The 21,686-nt window shown below is 45.7% G+C and carries 23 protein-coding genes, 1 tRNA gene and 1 pseudogene; 16 read left to right on the forward strand and 9 right to left on the reverse strand.

All coding sequences use genetic code 11. From position 1 onward, the window contains the following. Positions 1-63: 63 nt before the first annotated feature. Positions 64-1,227, reverse strand: coding sequence for an oxalate decarboxylase family bicupin (locus MHI38_RS25990; protein WP_154886651.1), 1,164 nt, complete (start codon positions 1,225-1,227; stop codon positions 64-66). Between the two features lie 178 nt (positions 1,228-1,405). After that, entirely contained in the window at positions 1,406-2,254 is an 849-nt protein-coding gene (locus MHI38_RS25995; protein WP_154886649.1) for an SDR family NAD(P)-dependent oxidoreductase, read from the reverse strand. A 136-nt stretch (positions 2,255-2,390) separates the two neighbouring features. On the opposite strand from MHI38_RS25995, the gene MHI38_RS26000 reads away from it, so the two are divergent. The 4 genes from MHI38_RS26000 to MHI38_RS26015 all read left to right on the forward strand — a co-directional run bounded on the left by MHI38_RS26000 (position 2,391) and on the right by MHI38_RS26015 (position 6,363). Beyond that, positions 2,391-2,825, forward strand: a complete 435-nt coding sequence (locus MHI38_RS26000; RefSeq protein WP_154886647.1) for a MerR family transcriptional regulator — start codon at positions 2,391-2,393, stop codon at positions 2,823-2,825. A gap of 44 nt (positions 2,826-2,869) precedes the next feature. After that, positions 2,870-3,778, forward strand: coding sequence for a LysR family transcriptional regulator (locus MHI38_RS26005; RefSeq protein ID WP_090920428.1), 909 nt, complete (start codon positions 2,870-2,872; stop codon positions 3,776-3,778). Positions 3,779-3,841: 63 nt separating this feature from the next. Further along, positions 3,842-4,576 (forward strand): spermidine synthase, encoded by a 735-nt coding sequence (locus tag MHI38_RS26010; protein WP_154886645.1) that lies wholly within the window; start codon positions 3,842-3,844, stop codon positions 4,574-4,576. 164 nt (positions 4,577-4,740) lie between these two features. Continuing rightward, positions 4,741-6,363 carry a sensor domain-containing diguanylate cyclase gene (locus MHI38_RS26015; protein WP_154886642.1) on the forward strand — a complete coding sequence of 541 codons (1,623 nt, stop codon included), beginning with the start codon at positions 4,741-4,743 and terminating at the stop codon, positions 6,361-6,363. A 71-nt stretch (positions 6,364-6,434) separates the two neighbouring features. On the opposite strand, the gene MHI38_RS26020 is transcribed toward MHI38_RS26015, so the two are convergent. After that, positions 6,435-7,427 (reverse strand): Gfo/Idh/MocA family protein, encoded by a 993-nt coding sequence (locus tag MHI38_RS26020; protein ID WP_154886640.1) that lies wholly within the window; start codon positions 7,425-7,427, stop codon positions 6,435-6,437. Positions 7,428-7,649: 222 nt separating this feature from the next. On the opposite strand from MHI38_RS26020, the gene MHI38_RS26025 reads away from it, so the two are divergent. Further along, positions 7,650-7,734: transfer RNA gene (locus MHI38_RS26025), tRNA-Leu, on the forward strand. A 65-nt stretch (positions 7,735-7,799) separates the two neighbouring features. Here MHI38_RS26025 and MHI38_RS26030 read toward each other — a convergent pair. Next, a complete protein-coding gene (locus tag MHI38_RS26030; RefSeq protein WP_154886637.1) occupies positions 7,800-7,991 on the reverse strand; it encodes a hypothetical protein in 192 nt (63 codons plus the stop codon). Between the two features lie 189 nt (positions 7,992-8,180). After that, the gene (locus tag MHI38_RS26035; protein WP_090920440.1) at positions 8,181-8,777 is read right to left on the reverse strand and encodes a helix-turn-helix domain-containing protein; all 597 of its coding nucleotides are present in this window, start codon (positions 8,775-8,777) and stop codon (positions 8,181-8,183) included. Positions 8,778-9,224: 447 nt separating this feature from the next. Between MHI38_RS26035 and MHI38_RS26040 the strand changes: the two are divergent. From MHI38_RS26040 to MHI38_RS26080, 9 genes and pseudogenes are all read left to right on the forward strand, one after another. Then, positions 9,225-9,617, forward strand: a pseudogene (locus MHI38_RS26040) (phage holin family protein); the annotation flags it as partial. Between the two features lie 316 nt (positions 9,618-9,933). Continuing rightward, complete coding sequence (locus MHI38_RS26045; RefSeq protein ID WP_090920446.1) at positions 9,934-10,221, forward strand: Dabb family protein; 288 nt, start codon at positions 9,934-9,936, stop codon at positions 10,219-10,221. Positions 10,222-10,395: 174 nt separating this feature from the next. Continuing rightward, entirely contained in the window at positions 10,396-10,851 is a 456-nt protein-coding gene (locus tag MHI38_RS26050) for a HepT-like ribonuclease domain-containing protein (RefSeq protein ID WP_154886633.1), read from the forward strand. 17 nt (positions 10,852-10,868) lie between these two features. Next, positions 10,869-11,771, forward strand: coding sequence for a DUF4261 domain-containing protein (locus tag MHI38_RS26055; protein WP_154886631.1), 903 nt, complete (start codon positions 10,869-10,871; stop codon positions 11,769-11,771). Positions 11,772-11,956: 185 nt separating this feature from the next. Next, positions 11,957-12,415: a YtxH domain-containing protein gene (locus tag MHI38_RS26060; RefSeq protein ID WP_154886629.1), complete on the forward strand. Its 459-nt coding sequence runs from the start codon at positions 11,957-11,959 to the stop codon at positions 12,413-12,415. 223 nt (positions 12,416-12,638) lie between these two features. Continuing rightward, on the forward strand, positions 12,639-13,448 hold the full coding sequence (gene racE / locus MHI38_RS26065; protein ID WP_090920530.1) for a glutamate racemase: 810 nt from the start codon (positions 12,639-12,641) through the stop codon (positions 13,446-13,448). Between the two features lie 285 nt (positions 13,449-13,733). Continuing rightward, positions 13,734-14,966, forward strand: a complete 1,233-nt coding sequence (locus MHI38_RS26070; RefSeq protein WP_445667220.1) for a M14 family metallopeptidase — start codon at positions 13,734-13,736, stop codon at positions 14,964-14,966. 313 nt (positions 14,967-15,279) lie between these two features. After that, positions 15,280-15,582: a heme biosynthesis protein HemY gene (locus MHI38_RS26075; RefSeq protein ID WP_090920458.1), complete on the forward strand. Its 303-nt coding sequence runs from the start codon at positions 15,280-15,282 to the stop codon at positions 15,580-15,582. A 21-nt stretch (positions 15,583-15,603) separates the two neighbouring features. Next, complete coding sequence (locus MHI38_RS26080; protein ID WP_090920463.1) at positions 15,604-15,825, forward strand: DUF1450 domain-containing protein; 222 nt, start codon at positions 15,604-15,606, stop codon at positions 15,823-15,825. Between the two features lie 58 nt (positions 15,826-15,883). On the opposite strand, the gene MHI38_RS26085 is transcribed toward MHI38_RS26080, so the two are convergent. Beyond that, positions 15,884-16,330 carry a hypothetical protein gene (locus tag MHI38_RS26085; RefSeq protein WP_154886627.1) on the reverse strand — a complete coding sequence of 149 codons (447 nt, stop codon included), beginning with the start codon at positions 16,328-16,330 and terminating at the stop codon, positions 15,884-15,886. A gap of 155 nt (positions 16,331-16,485) precedes the next feature. On the opposite strand from MHI38_RS26085, the gene MHI38_RS26090 reads away from it, so the two are divergent. Then, positions 16,486-16,767 carry a hypothetical protein gene (locus MHI38_RS26090; protein WP_154886625.1) on the forward strand — a complete coding sequence of 94 codons (282 nt, stop codon included), beginning with the start codon at positions 16,486-16,488 and terminating at the stop codon, positions 16,765-16,767. 131 nt (positions 16,768-16,898) lie between these two features. After that, positions 16,899-17,729 (forward strand): aldo/keto reductase, encoded by an 831-nt coding sequence (locus MHI38_RS26095; protein ID WP_154886623.1) that lies wholly within the window; start codon positions 16,899-16,901, stop codon positions 17,727-17,729. A gap of 406 nt (positions 17,730-18,135) precedes the next feature. Here the strand turns inward: MHI38_RS26095 and MHI38_RS26100 are convergent, their stop codons facing one another. The 3 genes from MHI38_RS26100 to MHI38_RS26110 all read right to left on the reverse strand — a co-directional run bounded on the left by MHI38_RS26100 (position 18,136) and on the right by MHI38_RS26110 (position 21,496). Continuing rightward, positions 18,136-18,870, reverse strand: a complete 735-nt coding sequence (locus tag MHI38_RS26100) for a DsbA family protein (protein ID WP_154886620.1) — start codon at positions 18,868-18,870, stop codon at positions 18,136-18,138. 88 nt (positions 18,871-18,958) lie between these two features. After that, the gene (locus MHI38_RS26105) at positions 18,959-19,384 is read right to left on the reverse strand and encodes a cytidine deaminase (protein ID WP_154886618.1); all 426 of its coding nucleotides are present in this window, start codon (positions 19,382-19,384) and stop codon (positions 18,959-18,961) included. Positions 19,385-19,444: 60 nt separating this feature from the next. Continuing rightward, positions 19,445-21,496, reverse strand: a complete 2,052-nt coding sequence (locus tag MHI38_RS26110; protein WP_154886615.1) for a sulfatase-like hydrolase/transferase — start codon at positions 21,494-21,496, stop codon at positions 19,445-19,447. Positions 21,497-21,686 lie beyond the last annotated feature (190 nt).

Below are 21,686 nucleotides of genomic sequence, written 5' to 3' on the forward strand. Positions count from 1 at the left end.
GTCTATGTGGGGTTCTCTTCCTTTTACCCCATTTTCGTGCATATGATATAGGTTTATACTATTTTATACGACAGGCCACTTCACTTTCCGTAATGCATCCAGCAGTTCTGGAGGAGCATTCAGATTGTCTCGAACCAGATCACGCGGTGTTAGAGCCATCCATTGATTGAGAGAGACATCCTCAAAACGGTCACTTCGGAATATTTCCAAAAACCATAATGTGTCTTTTCCGGTATTTTGTATATAGTGCCCCATGGCAACGGGAACATACCCTACATCTCCGGCCCGGTAATCAAAGGTGCGTGCGATCCCATTGCCACCAAAGACGGTCATTCTGCCTTCACCCGTCAAATAGTACTGCCATTCATCGGCATTGGGGTGCCAGTGTAGCTCACGCATCGCCCCAGGTTTGATCTCGACTAGCGCTGCAGCGACTGTAGTGGAGATCGGAAAGTTGGTGGAATCAACGATGCGCACACTTCCTCCAGGTGTGATCAAAGGTTCCTGTGCAAGCAAACGATAGGTAAACGGAAGAGGAACGGTTCCGTAGGGGGATTGAACGCGCTGGCTTTCAAGTGAACCAGGTACATCATCTTGAAAAATATAAACCTGTTCCTTGGGCATCGATTGGAAGGCTGATTCAGGAACGCCAAAATTCAAGGATAGTACCTCTGGTGGCGTATGGGCAAACCAGTCTGAGATGGACAATGTATTCAGATCAGAGAAGCTTCCATCATCGAATACCAATAAAAATTCACACCCGTTCTCCAACCCTTGAATCGAATGAGGAAGTCCTTTTGGGAAAAACCAAAGATCACCGGGACCCACATCAGCGATAAAATTCCGTCCGTTCTGATCCACAGAAGTGATGCGCGCAGTACCCCAGATCATATAAGCCCATTCAGATTGCTGATGCCAATGCAGTTCGCGGACGCCGCCTGGAGTCAGGCTCATATTCACGCCGGCGAGCGTAGTGGCAACAGGCAGGTCACGTACCGTAATTTCACGTGACCAGCCGCCGTGATTGAGCTGCATATGGGTGTCGGAGAAGGACATCCTGAGGTTAGGTAACAAGCCATTATCTGTCTTAGGGGGGACAAGCATATCGGGATTTTGCTTGTCTCTTAACACATCTCTTGGTCCATAATCCGGGCCGCCTGCACCGTCGCTTCGAATAGGTTGGGGGATAATATACGGCTGAGCACTGGGTTGTTTTTCTTTACTCATTCTGATGTCTCCTTCCGATATCCGCTGCAATCCGCGTCATGTGGTTTACTCACCATGCTTACACCTATGAACGAAGGCTTGGAAAATATGAAGGACAAAGATAAAAAGACCTGACCTTATTCGGTCAAGTCTGGAATCAGACTTCTTCAGGGCGAGAGCGGTAAATTTCAAGCATGAATTAGGTATTCAGATAATTTTGCTCATAGATTTCATGCACACGTTGAAGTATGGTAGATCCTTGCTCATGAAAACGAAGGCGTGCTGCCTTATTATTAACCAGAAACGCACCAGAATCATGCTTCACGCTCCCGAGCACTGCGTTATGAAGCAGTGATGCACCTCGACTTGGATGAGAAAAGAATAATTTCATAACAGGTTTGATATAGAAGGGCAAACCGGATGTTTTGTTGCTTCTTAGCGTGTTGTTTCCACCCGGATCAACACTAAGAAGTCGAATGCCATCCGCCATAGCTTTGGATGCAGCCTCAGCTGTCCACAATGAGAGGGCGAGCTTGGACGCAGCGTAAGGACCAAAAAGCTTTTTGAAGGAAGCTGGCCGCTCCAACGTATCAAGGTCGAACGCTTTTAGCATGCGAAAAGCAGTCGAGGAGGTGTTCACAACGGTTTTCATCCTCCCTTGGCGGAGCGACTCATACAGCTCCCGATAAATGATATAAGGAACCACCGTCTGAAGCTCAAAATGCAACTCACGCCCCTGGTCGGAGTATTGGAGGGTAGAGGTGCTTCCGCCTGCATTGTTGAACAGGACGTCAATGGAATCCGTCTGTGATCGAATCTGGTCCAGCGCTGAGCGAAGGCTGGCATAATTCGTGAAATTGGCTTGAATGGATCGTAATTGACCTGAGCTTAATGCGGACTGAATTACACGATCATCTGCCGGGAACGCGGAGCGGTTAAGAGCGATAATCTTCCACTGATCCTTTAGAAGCTGTCTTGTTAGTTCCAGTCCAATTCCTGAAGATGAGCCGGTTATTACGGCTGTGCGAAGCGGATTTACTGGGTTCATTAAAATGACCTCCTCATGTATTCGAGTCATTCTACAATTTGGAGCTGACTCCAAGTCAAGAGTAGATTTGAGGCTTGACTTGGAGCCAGCTCCAAGTTATATGATAGAGAGAAGTATGGGTATGGGAGGGCTAATGATGAGTGAGCAAAGTACGTTCTCCATTCATGAAATATCGGAGCGGTCGGGGTTATCCAAAGATACCATTCGTTATTATGAGAAAATTGGTCTACTCCCCCGTGCGGAGCGTAAAGCAAGTAGCCACAGGGTCTATTCGGAACAGGACATCCAGACGATGAGCCTAATTACTTGTCTGAAGAAAACAGGCATGTCACTTGAGGATATGAAGCCATTTCTACAGATGTCGCTGGAGTCGGATTTGAACGATTTTCCGGAGGAACGGGAGATGCTGGTCAATTATCAGAAAAAAGTAGAAGATCAGATCGCCTCGCTGCAACAGGTCGTTGATTTTATTCAGGATAAGCTGGAGCAACGTAGTATGTTTCCTGAACGTTGTTCGCTGGAAGCAGAGAATCTAGTGACAGGGATCGCCCAAAAGAAAACTTTCTCTTGATGGAATATAAGATATACGAGGGATATAGGAAAAGGAGTCAAGTCATGACATTACAACAACTTAAATATGTAATCGAGGTTGCCACACACGGATCGATGAACGAAGCAGCCAAACGGTTGTTTATCTCCCAGCCGAGCTTATCAAACGCGATTCGCGATCTGGAACAGGAGCTTCGTATTACCATTTTTGAACGGACCAATAAAGGCATTACTCTTTCCAAAGAAGGGGTGGAGTTTCTAAGTTATGCTCGTCAGGTCGTCGAACAGGCCGAACTGCTGGAGAATCGTTATCTGAATGCGAAGCCGTCTCCGCAACACTTTTCGGTATCCACCCAGCACTACGCTTTTGCGGTGAATGCATTTGTAAAGCTTGTTCAGCAGCACGGTCATGATGAGTATGAACTCGCACTGCGCGAGACTAAAACGTATGAGATCATTCAGGATGTAAAAAGTCTTCGGAGTGAGATTGGCATCCTTTATCTGAACGAATTCAACGCCAAAGTTATCAATAAATTGTTGAAAGATGCCGGACTTGTGTTTACAAGCCTGTTTACAGCGAAACCGCATATTTTCATCAGTGTGAACAATCCGCTTGCGAAGCAGGAGTCTGTGGCCATTGAACAGCTTCAGGATTATCCTTACCTGTCCTTTGACCAGGGGGAGTATAATTCTTTTCATTTTTCCGAAGAAATTCTGAGTACGTTATCTCATCCCAAAAGCATTCAGGTCAACGACCGGGCGACTTTATTTAATCTGCTTATCGGTCTAAATGGGTATACGATCTCGACTGGAGTGCTTAGCGCCGATCTGAACGGCAACGAGATCATTCCGGTTCCCCTCGAATGTGAAGAGTCCATTAATGTCGGGTGGATTTCTCATAAAAGCACGTCACTTTCCAATCTCGGCGTGGCTTATGTGCAGGCATTACACGAAGCAATTGGTTTGCAAGATTGAGTCACAGGGTCTTTGTAATATGGATTTTATAGGTTCAAAGGTTCATCTGAAGGGAGCAGGAAGTTGAGAGTATTATACCGGAATAAAAGTGAGCAACATGAGCTGACGGTGTACGAGACGAAAAGGCTTTACGGGGAAAAAGGACATTTTCGTGTATTGCAGTTCTCTAATGATGCCGTGCAGGGGGCGATCGATGTAGAGCAACCTTCCAGGATTGTTCTAGAGTACCCGAGGGCTATGCTACATCTGATGGAGCGAAATAACCCGCATTACAATCGCGTATTCGTCGTGGGGCAGGGTATTGGCACAATCCCTTCTTATTTGTCTGATCGACAAGTTAAGGTAGCGGAGTTGGATGCGGAGGTTGTGGAAATCAGTCAGCACTTTTTTGGATACAAAGGGTCCCCTGTCCTGGTGGGGGATGGTCGGGAACTGCTGGAACGGGAACAGGCTGGGACGTATGATTATATCGTTATAGATGCATTTACGGCAACGGGCACACCAGAGCAGTTTACGAACCGTTCTTTTTTTAACATGGCAAAAGACAAACTGTATGCAGGTGGTGCTGTGCTGCTTAATGTGTTTGGACGTTGTGGTAACGATCAGCTTGTCAACGCAATCTACACAACGCTTGGAATAGAATTCCCTTATGTACGTGCCTTTGCACTTCCGGCCGAGCCTAATGACGTTCAGAATCGCATATTGATGGGAAGTCTTCGCCCAATTGATGTTCAGGTGCGGTATATGGCGGGCTTTGTGGAGCAAAACCTGGAAGAGGGTTATGTCATTGAAGGGTAAATAGATGAAGAGAATTCGCTTATTCCCCGGATGCGTTATTTTGTCATAAATTCGTCAATCCTATAAATTCAAAGTTAATATACGTCATTTCTTCATTGTTTCTTAACAACTTTATTATATGATGATGTAGGTATGCTTTTTTATGAAAATCCGGGGGAAGCAAAATGATTGCAAATAAAAAAAAATCCAGATTACGCAGAAAAGTAAAGAAGTTCAAAAAAGTCAGTCTGACCGCATTACTTGGTGGATTCGTTACAATCTCCGTATTGATGACGCTAACCATTATGGTGATTACCTCGTATACCACGCAGAAACAGTCTCTTATTAACAATACTCTTTCTGTTAACTATGCGAGTGCTGTACAGATGAGTCAAACGTTAAACTCCTTATTTGAATCCATGAAAAAAAGCTTAAAGTATGGAGCCGCACATTTTAAAAATGTCGATTTCAATGATAAGGAGAAACTGAACACTACGCTGGATCTCATCCATAATAGCAGTGATTATTTTAACGCTGTAGTCTTGGCAGACCAGATGGGGCTTGTGCTGTCGAGGTCACCGTATTCTCAGGCCAGTATTGGTACACATGTGAGCTCCGAGGCGGCCAAAGCGGCGATCAAATCCAAAGCCTCATACATATCAGATGCTTACGTGACACCGCGAACGAATCGTAGAATTGTTTTTCTCAGTGAACCAATTGTTGATCCAATGGGAAAATACAAAGGCATGATTAGTGGGAGTATCTATTTGCAGGAAAATAATATACTCGATTTGTCGTTTGGGAGTCAACTTAAAACCGACAACGGAACATACTTTTTTATAGTTGACCATAAGGGAACGCTGCTTTTTCATCCCAACGTCAGCCGAATTGGCAGAGATATTAGAGCCAATACAGTGGTGCAGAAACTGATCAAAAATCAGACGGGACAAGAGCAATATACGAATTTGGATGGGGTTAATACGCTTGCCGGATATTACAAAGTTCCAGCAACCAACTGGGGAGTGGTTGTCGTATCTCCAACCCAAATCGTATATGATCAGTTAAACCGTCAGATCGGACTGTTGCTGCTATACATAGCGGTACCCTTTATATTGTTGACTCTAATTGTGTTAAGAGTTGCCCGGAAGCTGGTGCATCCGTTTGTATTCTTGGCTGATCTTGTGCAGCAAGTGGACAAAGGGCAGGTGGAGTTACCTGTCGTGAAGCCGCATTGGAACAGGGAAGCCGATCTGCTTACTCGAGCGGTGCTTGGAGCAATGACAAGTTTCAGAAACAAGACGGATCAGTTGGTGTATGATGCTAGAACGGACGTATTAACTGGTTTGAATAATCGCCGAACCTTTGAGGAAGTGATTCAGGCATGGACTCATGATGAGAATCCATTTGCGATCATTGTTCTCGATATAGACCGCTTCAAGTTAATTAATGATACCTATGGTCATTCGACCGGAGATGAGGTTCTAAAACAGATCGCGAAGTTGATTCAGATGTCTGTAAGGCCTGAGGATGTTTGTTTTCGGTTTGGCGGTGAAGAGTTTGTTGTACTGTTAAGGGATTACGACTCCAAAAAGGCGTATGAGATAGCCGAACGCATTCGGATATCAGTTGAAGAAAGTATATTAGCTGTTGATCGTACGGTTACGATATCTGCAGGCATTGCTGAGTTTCCAATGCATTCCCGCTCGGAAACGGAATTGTTTCATCTGGCAGATAATGCGCTCTATCTGGCCAAAGAAGAGGGACGCAATCGAACCGTCATCATTCAGACGGTGGAAAAAGCAAAATAGTAGCACAGAAGAACAGAGAAACGGAAGAATACGAACAGACCCTTATGAACAGGGTCTGTTTCTGTTTGTTTCTATATGAAAGATGACAGGATTCGGTCACATAAAGCCATTGTGCTAACATTATCGCGAGCGCTTGAGAGTGGAACGGCCCCCGTCTGGCAACAGGACATAAAGTGTCTCATTTCACCTACAAAGCCACGCAGATAAAGATCCCTATAAGCTCCAGACATTGGGGTGCCGGAAGGAGTATATAACGAATCGTGTTCTTCAAGAGACTTCCATGGAAGAAGATCCCCTTTATGAGATTCATGTATTGTAAGTTTGGTGATCTCATCGGCTAGAGCGAATCCATGCTCAAAAGTAACCAGCACACTTTCGCTTTCACGTGACCATGCACTCATCCCTGTAAAATAGGCACTGCCCGTGACACCTTCATCAAAAATCAAGGAAATACTCTGGTTAATATGTTTTCCATCTCTTACAGTCGTTCCTGTTACTTGCATAGCTTCGCCAAACAAATAACGCATGAGATCCACCATATGTATGGCAGCAAGTTTCATAAACTGTTCTTCATTTTCACAAAAAGGCGTGCTATCTACGGCAAATTTCATCTGGAACGAGCGCACTTTACCGAGTGTTCTCTCATCAATGAGTGTCTTGAGTTTTTGATAGATCGGAGCATATCGTTTCATAAAACCGACCATGACCACAACAGCACCCTGATCTGCTGCTTGGGCCACCTTAGCGGCTTCTTCTGCAGTCCAGCCAAGTGGTTTGTCCACATAGACATGTTTACCTGCCTCAATGCATTCCAGCACAAGTTTGGTTTGATCCACTGGCTGAGCAACGACGACGACTCCGTCACAGGTTTCCTGCTTCAGCATCTGGCCGGCATGATCATAGGCTTGACCTGAACTGCCAAAGCGAAGCAGGGCCGCCCTAGATCGTTCAAGATTCCTTGTAGCCACAGCCTGAATGGTTGCACCCGCTTCGATCGCTGCAGGGTAAATATTCGTGGAGGCATGGAATCCGGCTCCGATAAAACATAGTTTTGAATTCAGCAAATGAAAGTCCCCTTCATTGGTATATGTGCTTTATGTCATTATAAAATTACTATTGATAAACATATGTGGTTTGAATTAGTGAGAAAAGGACATATGTCCCTCTAAGGGATTAAAAAAGTTGTTGCAATATAAAAATGTAACATGTATACTCTGAATTACAGTAAAACAAGGAATTGTTTCACCGGATATACTTTTCATCGATGATGAAGAGATACATAATATGCGGTCGTGGCGGAATTGGCAGACGCGCACGGTTCAGGTCCGTGTGGGCTAACCCCCCGTGGAGGTTCGAGTCCTCTCGACCGCATAACAAAAAGGTTTGTATGTTGCCCGAATGGGCAATGTACAAACCTTTTTTCGTTTGCTTTTTCCTTAATGCTCCTGAATCTGGTTATACCAAATTTTACTGGTCAGCAATCCTGAAAGGATACCAGCTAAACCGAATAGAGCAACACTGAGCATTAATTGAACGGGCGAGAAACGAAACAAAAACGCAATTCCACTACCAAAGGTGGTTCCAGCGAGAAAGCCCAAGGCGACCCCCAGATGTTTGAATGACTTCATTGTATTCACCTGCTTCTAAAATAGAGTATGGAGTGGTCCATTTTTGTAATGCAATAATCCGCTCGCTACACAGTTTCATTTTGTGGTCTTTTCAGGTAAATTATGCATCGTTCATCATCTTGGCGTATCCAACTAAAATAGGCTCTGGCCCCCGGGAGAGGGCGCAGAGCCTTTTGGCTGTTCGCTGTTTTATTGATTACGACGATCCTTAAGAATGACATCTGCGAACAGAATAGTTTTCGGGATGCGGAAAAATTGTTCCGCTTGTTCCTGAAACGCGGCAGAAGGCAGCGTTCCCTGATGCAGCCATTTGCGGAAAGTGCCGGGATGAACCCCGATCCAGTGGCTGACATCTGTCACCGACAAATCATGGACCATACACAGGCCTGTCAAAATACGGTTACTCACTGGAGAGCGGGTTACCGTCCGCTTCATAAAGCGGGAAGGCTCGGGTTGACAGATGACAGGACTGTTGCGCACGACCTCTTCATTAAAAAGAATATGTCGCGGGTAGCCAAGCAACTGACAAGTTTTGTCCAGATTGGTACTGCCGGGTATTCGCCCTTCATACACCCACGCGCTTACACTGCGTGAGGAGATCGAGAGGTCTTCAGCGAGCTGAGACAATTTAATATCGTTGGCCATCAGCACGGCAAGAAGAACACGATTGCGGATTTGACAGCGTGTCGGTTTGCGGAACCGTTTAACACGGACACCTTTTCCCAAATATTTACGGTTGATCAGAGACCACGCCTGGATGGAATGTTGTTCTGGTTGATTAGGCATATTTCCTCCGATTTTTTTAACCAAATACTACAATAAATAAAGGGGTACTTTCAAGTGCCGCAATTACTGGTTTGAAAACCGCTTGTGCGTCATTCTACATGAAAGAGGGAACTACGAACTAGACCTCTTGCGAAACACATCCTAGTATATTCCTAGATTACAATGATTCACTAAAAAAGATGGAATGAATTGTACGAGATTACAAATTAATTAGTTCTATTTACCCACTCATAGGTCTTTAGAACTTTTGTGTTATTTTTGTTGATTTCATGCTGTTTTTCCCCTGAACTCCTACTACATTTGTAAATCTACTTTTGGTGTTCAAACCAAAAAAGTGCACAAATCTGAAATGATAAATCCGCATGTTCAGCAAGACAGATGAACGATCACAATCTCTCATTCTCACATATATTGTAGGGTGTTCAAACAAGAAAGAACAAGGGAGAGGTGAGGAACGTGAGCCCAGCGGTGAGTTCGGTTACTGCTATTTCGGGAGCGGTTGTGACGTTCGCTTTTGGCGGGTGGGATCAGCTACTTAGTCTGCTTGCGATCGCTATGGCTATTGATTATGTTACAGGTCTGGCGGCAGCTGTGAGAACGGGAACGGGATTGAACAGTAATATTGGCTTCTGGGGACTTGCACGAAAAGGGCTAATGCTGACCGTTGTTCTGCTTGCTCACCGTATTGATCTGATTATGGGGACCGATATTATTAAGGGAGGAGCAATTTATTTTTACTTGGTCAATGAATTGATCTCAATCACAGAGAATTATGCCAAAATTGGATTGCCTTTACCTGCCAAGCTCAGACAGGCTATCGCGGTACTTAAGAAACAGGAGGAACAGAGCAGTCTGCCTGACCGGGAATGGAACATGCCTAAGCCAAATTCCGCTATCCCTTCCCCAATAAAAGAAGAGGTTCAATCAAAAGAAGATGTTCAAACTGTTCAAGGTCAGGAGAAAAGGGTTGAGAATGGGGGAGTGTCTTCTGATCGGCAGTCGGATTCAACGAAGGATTAGCCTGGGGGAATATTATTGTTGTTCGGGAAACGCATACAAAGCATCCTTTCGTAATAGACGGTGATATGATATATTTTGGATACACGAAACATAGCTAATAGTTCTAGTTATTAATCCAAACGAGGTGTTTACCAAGATGATTAAGCATATTGTCCTGTTCAAAATGAAAGATCGCTCTGCAGAAAGCGTTGAGGCGGCTGCCCAGGTTCTGCGTAATCTGGAAGGCAAAATCGATGTTCTCATGTCCCTTGAGGTGGGTATCGATGTACTGCGTTCGGACAGATCATTCGACATTTCACTGACAGCGGAGTTTGCTTCGCTGGAAGATCTTCAGGCGTATCAGGTTCACCCACTCCATCAGGATGTCATCAAGTACATGAACGAAGTGAGAGAACAATCCATTGCTGTTGACTATGTGATCTAAGGTTTTACACATTCTATTCTGGATTTGAAGGGGAATCTGCATGAGCGATTTAAGAGACGTTATGGAATTTCTATATATTTTTGTTGTGTTTCTGATCGCTTGCCCTGTTATGATCTTCTGGCTTAAGCGCAGAGGGAAACGAAACCGATAACTCACTGAACGGGAAGTGAATGAATGTATTATGTGAATAGGGAGCAGATCGCTCGCCGGCTTGACGCGATACCGGAAGTTGCTGAAGGGCTTCGGCAGGTTGTACAGGCCTGGGATGGTGGTCTGATATTGGGGATGGTGCAAGAACGATGTTTGCATCTTGCCGTTGAGATTGTGACTGATGTGGGCAGTTATCTCATTGATGGTTTCATTATGAGAGATGCAAGCAGTTACGATGATATTATTCAGATTAATTATGAAGAGAACGTATTTGATGAATCAACATACGGGGTTTTGCGTCAACTCGTTACGTTGCGTAAACCGCTTGTGCAAGATTATTACAGCTGGCAGCGAACCGTGTTGAATCCACTTAGTGCAGCCTTGCCGGATGTGCTTGAACAGTTCTCCGGCCAGGTAAGCACTTATGTGGAAAAAGAACTTGGACCTTTTCAGGGAAATGAAGGCCAAGTGAGAGAGTAAGGAATGAGGGAAGCTGTATGGAGAAAGATTCGAAAGGGACAGATCAAGGGAAGCGGGAAAGCGATGAAATGTCATCAGGATTTCACCCCGTGTACATGTTGGAGTTCCTGTTTAATGAAAAGCCAGATGTGAATCGGCATGTGTTACAGGAGGCGCTCATCCATCGAACGGGACAAGGGAGACTGGATGTAAAACAGGAAGAGAAGGAACAGGGAACGCAGGAGATGATGGTGTTCTACCATATGGAACATAAGGTTTCCTTTCAGGAAGGTAGCATCCCCGCTCAGACTTGCTTGCTACCCGTACATGAAATTGTGGACCGTACACGTTTTGCAGGGGCTTTACAGCAAGCATGGCACTGGCCTGAAGCAGGACAAGCTATAGCTTCTGCCCGTTATTCCATTCGGATTCATGATATGTTTACTGCTGCCATGCCGCGTAAACAGCGTCTGGACTTGTTCCAGAAAACGGTGCTGGCTGTGCTGGACACACTGGATTGTGATGCGCTTTACTGGTACGGCAGTGACAAACTGGTTGAACCTGATGCTTACATTCAATCCCAGGAACGCGAGGAGCATCTCTATGCTGCGATGAATGTGCGGATGTATCAAGCGGGGGGGACGGAGCAACAGCGAGAACTGGTTATGGATACCGTAGGTTTATCTGCGCTTGGCGTACCTGATGTGCAATGTCACTTTACTGGACTTGACCCCGATACGGTGGCTCAGACACTTCTGGGTGCTGCGTACTACATATTTGATCAGGGAGATGTATTGCAGGATGGTCAGACCTTGGGCTCATCTGGTGGACAGCGCTGGCGCTGTGAGCATCAGTTTGCTTTAATTGCACCAGGGAGATACGTCGTAGATCTGAACCCCGGAGAAGAGCATGCTGTACCCGCGCCTCAGACAGTTCGGTAAAAAAGAATGAGGATGGGTATCTTAACCCAGAGATGCGTTTGTTCCGTTTTTTTTTCACTCCAGAGTGTCAGGTCAAGCCCATCCTGCTTATAATGCATGAACAGAGTAGGCATTGGCCCAGATGAACAGATCCTATCGTTGTTTCATAAACCGATGTCTAACCCATTGAAGAGGAGAGATGGATCATGAAAGATTCGAATAAAAGCTTGTTGTGGGGGGCTTTAATCGGCTCCGTCGTTGGTTCGGTCACTGCACTGCTGCTTGCACCAAAATCAGGACGTGAATTGCGTCAGGATATTTCCGAGGGTGCTCGTCAAGTTACGGATAAAGGTCAAGAACTGGCTGTAAAAGTGGGAGAGCAAAGCTCACAGATCGTATCCAAAGTGAAGGAAACGGCGGATGTAGTTATTAAGGATATCCAGTCCTGGCGTTGTTCTTCGGACGGTAAAGAGATTCGGATTTCTGCTGCAATTGCAGATGCGGATAAAGCTGAAGGAGTACAGGGGCATGTCCAACCTGAGATCCAGGTTCAAGATCAAGTAGAGGATTCAGTACAAACTCAAGGCTTGAAATTGGTACCAACAGAGCAGGGGAACGAAGATATTGTCAAGCTTACTACCGATGAGTCCAAAGACGAAAACTAAGCAATGCGGGTTTAGCAGGCTTTCCCCAGTCCGGTGGAAAGCCTGCTTTGTTGTGTGCTCATGCTATGCATGACAACAGGATTCAATGACTTAAATTTGAACCCGGCGATGAAATCGGGTAAGATGTAGGTACCTTTTTGCCGGAAATATCATAGGGTAGGTAGAAAGCTTTTTTACTATGGATGATCAGAATGAATTTAATGAAGAAGGAAGCGGTGTGTTCGTGCAGCAAGCTATTGCTATATTAGACTCCGGTGTAGGGGGATTGACCGTTGCGAAGGAAGTGATGCGTCAGCTCCCGCGGGAAAAGATCATTTATTTTGGGGACACTGCCCGGACACCGTACGGACCCCGTTCGTCCGAACAAGTGAAACAATTTACGGAGCAAATCGTTGATTTTTTGATTCAGTTTAATCCGAAAGTGATTGTGATCGCCTGCAATACGGCGACAGCCGCAGCACTGGAATATATCCGGACCAAGGTGGATGTTCCTGTCATTGGAGTGATCCATCCTGGTGCAAGGGCAGCCATTATGGCAACACGTACAGGCCGCATCGGTGTGATCGGGACTGTGGGTACGATCGGAAGTGGGGCGTATACGTCGGCACTCAAGCAGCTGTCTCCTTATGTCGATGTGGTCAGCCAGGCTTGTCCTGCACTGGTGCCGTTGGTGGAGAAAGGCGAATTTCGTTCCGAACACACAACGTATACGGTGGATCAAGCGCTCGGAGAAATTAAAAGAGAGCCTATTGACTGTCTGATTCTTGGTTGCACGCATTATCCGTTTCTGATGGACACGATTCAGGATGTCATGGGCCAGGATGTAAAGCTCATCAGCTCAGCCGATGAAACAGCGAGAGAAATCAGTACCATTTTATATGATAAACGCAAGCTGGCAAGCGGAGATGAAACGCCTGTGCATCAGTTTTTCTGTACTGGTGATCCGCGTATGTTCCAGAATATTACGAAACAATGGCTGGGAGAGCAAATTTCCAAGACACCTGTCGTCTGGCAGGTCACACAGTTGTCGTAATCGCTGTCGGAATGTATTAGTAATCATCATTATATGGGATAAAAATAGGATTAAGCCTGCATTCATCTATGTAATTTTGCTTCGGTGCCCGGACCTGTTAAGGTTCGGGCTTTTATATATTTCTTAGGCACGCTCCAACTCTGCTCTGGTGGCTAGAATATCTAACATAACATAGAAGTCTGCGAACGATGTCACATGACGGACAACCGGGCTTGCATACGATAATACAGGTACGAATAAAGGAGAATCAATTGGGAGAATCAGACCTGTGGAAGGGAGAACAACATGGAACTGCAATGGATTATCGTGAAAACAGGTGACACGTTACCGCGAATTGCTTCGGCATATCGCATGACTAATGCATTGTTGTGTGCGCTGAACCCCGAAGCTACAGCGCAGCCTTATCTACTTGCCGGTCAGATGTTACGTGTGATGCCTGGAACCGGACGCAGATATGCGGTACCACCGGGAGAAACGGTGCAGGAAACGGCAGAACGTTTTGCATTATCGGAAGAACAGCTTCGTGAGAGTAATCCCGAAATCTCCAAGGTGAAGGATTGGGGTGGATGCTGTATAAATATTCCTCAGGCTGGTGGGAAAACCATCGTGAACATTGAGGGTGAATATGGATATCGTGAATTGATCAGAGATATACAGCGATTGGAAGCACGCTATTCCTGCGTGAAATCGGGAGAGATCGGTACAAGTGTAATGGGAAAAACATTACCTTATGTGCGAATCGGGCAAGGCCCTCGCCATATCCATGTGAATGCATCGGTTCATGCCAATGAATGGTTAACCACGCCAGTTCTTATGAGGTTTATCGAAGAATACGCTGAGGCGTATTCCTTGGACTCGCTGTGGCACTCCTATGATCCGCAGCGCTGGATGCAAGAGACGACCTTATGGGCGGTGCCCATGGTGAACCCGGACGGAGTAGAGCTAGTTCAGGAAGGTGTAGTGAATCATCATAAGTATGCTTCTGAATTACTTGCGTGGAATGGAGGACGACCACACTTTACACATTGGAAAGCGAACATCAGAGGTGTTGATCTTAATGATCAGTTTCCGGCTCACTGGGACGAGGAGGTTGCGCGCAGAAGTGTTTTTTCGCCTGGTCCTAGGGATTATGCGGGCACGGCTCCGCTAACAGAACCTGAGGTTCAGGCGCTTGCACAGTGGACGCAGGAACATGCATTTGCTGCAGTGGTATCCCTGCATAGCCAAGGTCAAGAAATCTATTGGAATTATCGGGATCTGGAGCCGAGAGAGAGTGCGCCATTGTCGCGTAAGCTAGCTAAAGCGTCCGGGTATAAAGCGGTAAAACTTGGTGGTAGTGATGCTGGTTATAAAGATTGGTTTATTCAAGCGTTTGGCAAGCCGGGATTCACCGTAGAGGTGGGTCTTGGAGTGAATCCGCTACCTGTGGAACAATTTGATGACATTTGTGTGGAAGTGGGCATGCTACTGGCAGAATTGTTATCCCACGGAGAGCGTGAGGCAGATGCCTCGGGTTAGCGGGCATGAAACGAAAGATCGTTCAGACATATAACCGGAACGGGCGCTGAAGCGGCGCTCGTTATTTATCTTTGTAAATCCAAGCTTAATAACCCTGATTCTGATGAGTTGGTTTATCAGCCGAGCTGAATGCAAATATCCAGTGCTGGTGGACAAAACAACATCTCGAGGTCGTGTCGAAAATATGACTTCATGTCATTTTCGCATCAATGTTATTGCGATTAGCTGTAACTTTCTTTACAATAGATGCTGGAGTTTAAAATGAATGCTGAAATTGTTGAAACCAGCAATGATAATATAGGAGATGAATTGAATGAACTGCAAAATCACTCGTAACGCAGCGAAAGTGTTGAAGCTTGAACTGGACAAGCCGGAGAACGAAGGTAAACTATTGCGTGTTGTGATTACACATGCACACGGAGACCATGCGCATTACGGTCTTGACCTGGATACGCCAGGAGATAATGACACCGTAGTATCTACAGATAAGGGCATCGACGTTATTTTGGAAAATGGACAACCTATGCTCGATGGTGTGAAAATTGATTACCTCTATTTGCCACAAGAAGGATTTGTGATCACGAATCCATCCAAAGGCAACCACGGCGACCACTAAGGGAGCGAAGAAGGGGAACTCATGGCTAACGATATCCGCGTATGCGAAAAATGTAATCACATCCGATTGAAATCCATTGTGCCTAAGCTGGAGAAGATGGCTCCAGGCACAGAAATCAAGATCGGTTGTAAATCTTATTGCGGCCCATGTGCGAAGCGTGCTTTTGTTTTCATCAACGGCCGATACATCAGTGCTCCAACGGAAGAAGAAGTACTTACGAAGGTTTCCAAGTTCATCAAATAACCGAATAGCTACCTGAAAAGGAGGGGCAGAAGCCTCTCCTTTTGCGTTGCATTTTGTTTTAGCCCAAGTTTTGATGACGATCCCGATCCGAATGGAGCAAAAATATTTGGAAGGTGTCCTCCTGAATTTCAATGGCGATGCGAACGTCTTCTTTATTAAGAATATGCACATTGCCCATCTGCTCGTCCTTCAGTTCCGTCCAACCGACCTCATGTAACTTTTGAAAATAATCTTCAGGTGGGTATAGTCCTTGTTCACCACCGATGTGTTTGAGTTCATACGTTTCGCTTTGAGATTGTGTAGGGTGATCGGAATATGCCGCGGATTCAATGAGTTTAGCATTGGCAGGCACGGGGATATCCTTATGCAACGATGAAGAGACGTATCCTTTGATCTCATACGTGGAGTTTGTGAAGCGCTGCGTCCAAACAATAAAAAATAGGAGTAACAGAACGGATAGCAATGAAACGGTTAGGAGGCCTAAACGGATTCCCTTTGTGTTCAAACGGTATTCCTCCTTTTTTGATCTTAAATGCTTCTGATCTTTTAACGTATCTTGGAAGTGAAAAGTTTGAACAAATTTTCAAAAAAAGAATAAGTCTTCTCTATACAATCCATGCTAACAAGGTGACAGGAATATGTTCCGAGGAGGAATAACTCATGCCCAAGCGTTATGATTCCAGTTTGCAAGCGGGTACAACGGTATCTCAGGCGCAAAATGCGGTGAACAAGCTTCATTATGCTGTTTCCCAGGCCATGTCCCATCCGAATGCACAGACCATTGTGCAGGCAGAGCAGCGGCTGGCTCATACCGAGCAGGCGATGAAGCAAGCAGAGTTGTCTCTGGGTGGACAGGGTTTCGAGTTAGCGCAGGAAATGTTCATTGAGGAGAAGAAGAGGTTACACTCGCTCCAGAATCAGCACAGGCAAGGGGAGAAATAAACTGTTCCTGTTACACCGTAACCTGCAGGCCGTGATGGTCTGCAGGTTTTTTGGTTTTTTTCCAGCGCTTAAAATTCTGTCAGAAGGTTAATAGACCGAGAGCAGGCAAAAATCAATACGGGAGGTACAGGATGACTAAACATATTACAGATTGCACAATTCTGAACAACGGAGTGACAATGCCATGGCTTGGAATCGGGACTTATAAGGCAAAGGGAAAAGAAGTACAACAGGCGGTAGAGACCGCTCTGGAAGTAGGGTATCGTAGCATTGATACCGCGTCTGTTTATGGCAATGAGGAGGAAGTGGGACAAGCCATTGCGAGTAGTGGTGTAGCCCGTAACGAACTATTCGTAACGACGAAGCTCTGGAATGATGATCAAGGTTATGATTCGACGCTCAGAGCGTTTGAAGCCAGCCAGAAGAAACTTGGTTTAAATGTCATTGACCTATATCTCATTCACTGGCCAGGCCGGGATCAATATAAAGAGACGTGGAGAGCTTTTGAACGTCTGTATAGCGAAGGAAGTGTGCGTGCGATCGGTGTAAGTAATTTTCAGGTGCATCATCTGCGCGATCTTATAGATGAAGGTGGTACGGTGCCTGCGGTGAATCAGGTGGAACTACATCCGGGACTGATTCAGCAGGAACTGCAGGACTTCTGCGGGGCCCAAGGCATTCAACTTGAGGCATGGAGTCCCATCATGAAAGGGAAGTTAAATCAGGAATCTACCTTGAAGGGATTGGCTCAAAAGTATGGAAAAACACCGGCTCAGATTATTCTACGCTGGGATATCCAGAATCAGATTGTGACGATTCCCAAATCGGTGACACCTGAGCGGATTCGCGAGAACGCGGATATCTTTGATTTTGAACTGACACCAGATGAGTTGAGACAGATTGATGCGCTCGATGCGGACAAACGCACAGGACCACATCCGGATCAGCTATTCTGGGATTGAGGGCGAAGCTCATTTTCCAGTTAAATAAGTATGAACGTTGGTGGAAGCTCCGGTGACGAATCATTCATGATGTAGACGGTGGTGGAAGCTCCGGTGACGAATCGTTCTTTTGATCGCTGTTGTTTTCGAATTTCTTTGATTGAAATTTTTAAAGGTTTGAAATTCGAAAACAAAGGCGAACCTCCGCTTCTACAGAATCGATTTCGTCCCCTCCGCAGCAACGTTGGATAAGAGAGTCACTTGGAAAAAGAGCTTCGGAGGGCAAGGGCAGTGACAAAACGGAGGGCTTCGCTTCTCCGTTTTGTTCTGATTAGGTTGTTTGTTAGTGTGTAGAGGGAGACGCTTGCAGTAAACATAAAAAAAGCAGCAAGGTCATGAGCATTGCCATGATCTGCTGCTTTTTATGTTAGTTGGAAGGTTTGTTCTGAGGAACCTCGCAACCTTCTTCTGTGCATACACCGTTACGATCTGATGCGGCGTCGTTCGATTCAACAATGGTGAACGGGGAACGTTCATCCCATGCTTTTTGGAGAGCATCCAGGAAGACATCGTCGGGCTGTGCTCCGGAAACGGCAAATTTACGATCGAGAACGAAGAATGGAACTCCTCGGATGCCGAGCTGTGCGCCTTCTGCCTGGTCAGCGCGTACGTTCTCGGTATATTGGTCGCTAGACAGAACGGCAACCGCAGCTTCGCGATCCAAACCAACCTCTTGGGCGAGATCAGCGAGCACTTGAGGATCACCAACGTGTTTGCCTTCAATAAAGATGGCGTGGAACAAACGCTCACTCAGATCAAGGGCTTTACCTTGAGTATCTGCCCAGTGAGTCAGACGATGAGCAGCAAAGGAGTTGGTTGGGATCATGGCATCAATATTATATTCGAGCCCTGCTGTGCGAGCATTGGCATTCATCTGTGCGTTCATCCCGCGAGCTTGTTCCTCACTGATATTGTACTTGGAAGTCAGATAATCTACATTCGTTTTTCCGCTGTTCAATTCTGCGTTAGGATCAAGCTCAAAGCTTTTAAATTGCAACTTCACTTCATCCCGATGAGGGAATTTTTCCAGTACGTTTTCCAGACGGCGTTTGCCGATATAACAGAAAGGGCACATGAAATCAGACCATACTTCAATATTCATTGGTTTAAAACCTCCATTATGTTCTTAATTGAAACTATTATAGTTACAATTATAAAGTAACTTTCAATTTTTCGCAAGTTATTCGAAATTAATCGTTCGAGTAAGCTTTTGTCCAATGGTTTGGTTGAAGCTCATTTAATGTTTTAAAAATAAGCTGTCCGGACGGATCGTATACAGCTGCTTTGACGTCCCCTCCCCAATAAAAAAGGCGTTCCTGGCAGATTCCGCAAGGTGTAAGTACTTTGAATCCGGTATTTTCGTCATCGCGCGCTACGCATAGAGAGTGGGTTACCCGCTCATTTAATTTATGAGCTTCCAGATAAGCTCCTGTTTCCATGCAAAGATGCACCGCATCGTTGATGACCTCTGGAGCCACGCTGATGAGCAGAGAGCCGGCGTCGGTGTATACAGCACCTGCCCCGCCCCAACCTTGAGGGTACCGCTCTTTAACAAACTCGGTAGCAGCATCATAAAGTTTTTGTTCGATATCGTGTGAATGGAGGTTAGTCGACATAAGATGATACTCCTTTTTAACAAAGTGTGTCTGACATTTATTTTGTTCTTCTATACCTGATTATTTTTTCGAAGAGTTCTCGGTTGCGTCTGCTGGTCGTTCCTTCTCCTCACGGAATTGACGTATCAGATCGTAGGTGATGAGCGTATCAGACACGTGCAGGCGTTTTGAGGCTGTTTCAAAACCAACCTTGCAGGCGTTAATATCCGTCTTTTCGTGAGTGGATTGATCGTAACAGGCTCCGTTGGCATAAAGGTAATCGTCCGAGGGAATATAGAAAACTTTACCGTCTGTGAATGAACCGTTACGTAGCACTACCGTGCGTTCCGTGTCGTTGTACACATTGTTTCCCATATGATAATAGGATTCATCCGATATCCCGAGCAAATGTAGCACCGATGGTGTAATATCCAGCTGCCCTGAAGGTTTATCAAAGGTACCGGCTTCAGCTCCGTCAGGTAAATGTACCAGCAGTGGAACTTCGTTCATGATCTGTGCCATATCAAGATCGTTCAGCCCACGGCCTAGAAACTTCTCATATTGAGCTTTGTCGTTAATCGAGCTGTCATGGTCACCGTAGAACATGAAGATAGTCTTGTCCCATAGTCCACGATTCTTCAGATCCTCCACCATACCACCGAGTGCGGCATCCACATAGTGAACAGACTGCAGATAATTTCCGAACATGGTGCCCTGGAATTCACCCACATCCAGCTGCTGTTTCTCTTTAGGCAGAGAGGCGTAGGGATGATGGCTGCTAAGTGTGATGAGGAATGAATAAAAGGGTTCCTTCACCTCATTACTCATTTTCTCCACGGACTGCCGGAAAAAAGATACATCCGACAAAGACCAGCCAAGCGGGTCATCTTCTATGAAATCATTTTTGCTGTAGAACTTGTCGTATTTCATATTCTGATACATCGTATATCGGTTCCAGAACCCGCTCTCGTAGGCGTGGAATACGTTGGTGCTATAGCCATGCTCCTTCAAAATGGAAGGTAACGAATCGTACATATGATCTGCGTATCGCACAAACGCTGAACCTACAGGAAGAGGGTGCAGAGAGATGTTGGCGCCGAAGTCGGCATCTGACGTTCTTCCCTGTCCAGTCTGGTGATAAAAGTGGCTGTAATACTGGCTTTCTTTCATCAGTTCATTGAAGTGGGGTGTGATTTCCTGCCCGCCAATGCTTTGTCCAATCATAAAATTCATAAAAGCTTCACCTTGCACGATAATGACGTTGCTATCTTTATATTTTCCGTATAAAGGCTGGTTGAGCTGTCCTGCATTCGACTTTTGTCGATCATCAAAATAAGCTTTAACTTGCTGGATATCGGCCGGATCGGCTTCGGGGCCGGAACCCATGTTATTTTTGACATAAGAGTACGTATCATAGCCGTGAAAAGCGAGCAATCCGGTTACGTTGTACATGGATACATTCCACCAATTGTTATCAAACAGCCCCTTAGCCCAGGTTTTGCTGTAATAATATATAGGGCCGGCGCCAAGACCCAATCCCAGAATGAGCGCTGTGACACCTGCCAATAGACGGCGACGGAGACGCTTTTTATGAGATATGGAAGAAGTGAAGGAGTAACCGCTATAACTACCGTTAGAACTGCTTGTGTGCATCCCTGACGGTTGACCTGAGCGATAACGTCTGCTGAACAGCATTAAGGCTGCACACGGAATAACAATGAACAAATCGGCAAAAAACCATATATCGCGGGCATAGATTAAAGTGGCAATGCTATCACCAAGTGCGTCTACCTGTCGTGCCTGTAAGAGGACAGGAATGGTAAGGAAATCCTGGAAGTAGCGATAATAGACCATATCCGCATAGATGAGTGCAGTAAGAAACAAGTGAAGGACAGCAAGTGCAACAATCATGCCTCTACGTGGTAGCCACCAGACCCAGAAGGACAGAAGCAACAATGATCCAACCGCAATCACTTTGTCAAGCAGTCCCATGGTAATGTTATACGCGTTCAGATTGTGATGCAGGAACATCAGCTTAAGCAGGATCAGTATCGTGAAAATAACATATAGCGTCAATGGGTGACGCAGAAGCATGGGCGTTCTGGAACTTCGCATAGGCTGAGTGAAAACCATAATGTTTCCCCCTTGTTTATGTAGTTGTTCATGATTCGAGAAGCTATGGATTAAATATGTCGTTTATTTTGTTAACGGAATGTAAAAACAGGGCTTCATATATTATAGCGTGACCGCTTCGCATTTCAACTATGCTCATCTTCATACTCGCATGTCATACAAGCCCTTCTGATAAGGTATGAAGTCCTGC

This window comes from Paenibacillus sp. FSL K6-1558 (assembly GCF_038002565.1).
GTDB classification, from domain to species: domain Bacteria; phylum Bacillota; class Bacilli; order Paenibacillales; family Paenibacillaceae; genus Paenibacillus; species Paenibacillus polysaccharolyticus.

What these genes read in the sequence shown, in the direction of transcription:
- MHI38_RS25990 (WP_154886651.1), bottom strand. Translation starts at nt 1,227, where the DNA reads ATGAGTAAAGAAAAACAACCCAGTGCTCAGCCGTATATTATCCCCCAA.
- MHI38_RS25995 (WP_154886649.1), bottom strand. Translation starts at nt 2,254, where the DNA reads ATGAACCCAGTAAATCCGCTTCGCACAGCCGTAATAACCGGCTCATCT.
- MHI38_RS26000 (WP_154886647.1), top strand. Translation starts at nt 2,391, where the DNA reads ATGAGTGAGCAAAGTACGTTCTCCATTCATGAAATATCGGAGCGGTCG.
- MHI38_RS26005 (WP_090920428.1), top strand. Translation starts at nt 2,870, where the DNA reads ATGACATTACAACAACTTAAATATGTAATCGAGGTTGCCACACACGGA.
- MHI38_RS26015 (WP_154886642.1), top strand. Translation starts at nt 4,741, where the DNA reads ATGATTGCAAATAAAAAAAAATCCAGATTACGCAGAAAAGTAAAGAAG.
- MHI38_RS26030 (WP_154886637.1), bottom strand. Translation starts at nt 7,991, where the DNA reads ATGAAGTCATTCAAACATCTGGGGGTCGCCTTGGGCTTTCTCGCTGGA.
- MHI38_RS26035 (WP_090920440.1), bottom strand. Translation starts at nt 8,777, where the DNA reads ATGCCTAATCAACCAGAACAACATTCCATCCAGGCGTGGTCTCTGATC.
- MHI38_RS26045 (WP_090920446.1), top strand. Translation starts at nt 9,934, where the DNA reads ATGATTAAGCATATTGTCCTGTTCAAAATGAAAGATCGCTCTGCAGAA.
- MHI38_RS26050 (WP_154886633.1), top strand. Translation starts at nt 10,396, where the DNA reads ATGTATTATGTGAATAGGGAGCAGATCGCTCGCCGGCTTGACGCGATA.
- MHI38_RS26055 (WP_154886631.1), top strand. Translation starts at nt 10,869, where the DNA reads ATGGAGAAAGATTCGAAAGGGACAGATCAAGGGAAGCGGGAAAGCGAT.
- MHI38_RS26060 (WP_154886629.1), top strand. Translation starts at nt 11,957, where the DNA reads ATGAAAGATTCGAATAAAAGCTTGTTGTGGGGGGCTTTAATCGGCTCC.
- MHI38_RS26070 (WP_445667220.1), top strand. Translation starts at nt 13,734, where the DNA reads ATGGAACTGCAATGGATTATCGTGAAAACAGGTGACACGTTACCGCGA.
- MHI38_RS26075 (WP_090920458.1), top strand. Translation starts at nt 15,280, where the DNA reads ATGAACTGCAAAATCACTCGTAACGCAGCGAAAGTGTTGAAGCTTGAA.
- MHI38_RS26080 (WP_090920463.1), top strand. Translation starts at nt 15,604, where the DNA reads ATGGCTAACGATATCCGCGTATGCGAAAAATGTAATCACATCCGATTG.
- MHI38_RS26090 (WP_154886625.1), top strand. Translation starts at nt 16,486, where the DNA reads ATGCCCAAGCGTTATGATTCCAGTTTGCAAGCGGGTACAACGGTATCT.
- MHI38_RS26095 (WP_154886623.1), top strand. Translation starts at nt 16,899, where the DNA reads ATGACTAAACATATTACAGATTGCACAATTCTGAACAACGGAGTGACA.
- MHI38_RS26100 (WP_154886620.1), bottom strand. Translation starts at nt 18,870, where the DNA reads ATGAATATTGAAGTATGGTCTGATTTCATGTGCCCTTTCTGTTATATC.
- MHI38_RS26105 (WP_154886618.1), bottom strand. Translation starts at nt 19,384, where the DNA reads ATGTCGACTAACCTCCATTCACACGATATCGAACAAAAACTTTATGAT.
- MHI38_RS26110 (WP_154886615.1), bottom strand. Translation starts at nt 21,496, where the DNA reads ATGGTTTTCACTCAGCCTATGCGAAGTTCCAGAACGCCCATGCTTCTG.